This window comes from Cellulomonas sp. GbtcB1 (assembly GCF_019091725.1).
Taxonomy (GTDB): Bacteria; Actinomycetota; Actinomycetes; order Actinomycetales; family Cellulomonadaceae; genus Cellulomonas.
Map to the genome: position 1 here is coordinate 1 of NZ_JAGXJG010000723.1, position 229 is coordinate 229.

The 229-nt window shown below is 79.9% G+C and carries 1 protein-coding gene; it reads right to left on the reverse strand.

Annotated elements, in window-relative coordinates; genetic code table 11:
* Window positions 1–229: AMP-binding protein (locus KVT14_RS21965; protein ID WP_217617445.1), on the reverse strand; the 229-nt coding region annotated here is incomplete at both ends.

The following is a 229-nucleotide window of genomic DNA, read 5'->3' on the forward strand; positions in this document are numbered from 1 at the left end:
GGTCGCCCGTCACCCGGGCGAGGGGCACGCCGTCGTAGACGCAGCCGCCGCAGGCCTCGGACATGCCGTAGGTGGTCACGACCCGCGCGCCCGCGGTCCGGGCGGCGGCGAGCAGCCCCGGCGGCGTGGCGGCCCCGCCGAGCAGCACCGCGACGAAGGCGGGGAGCGCGTCCCGCCCGGGCGCCGAGTCGAGCAGGCGGTGCACCTGCGGCGGGACCAGCGAGGTGTA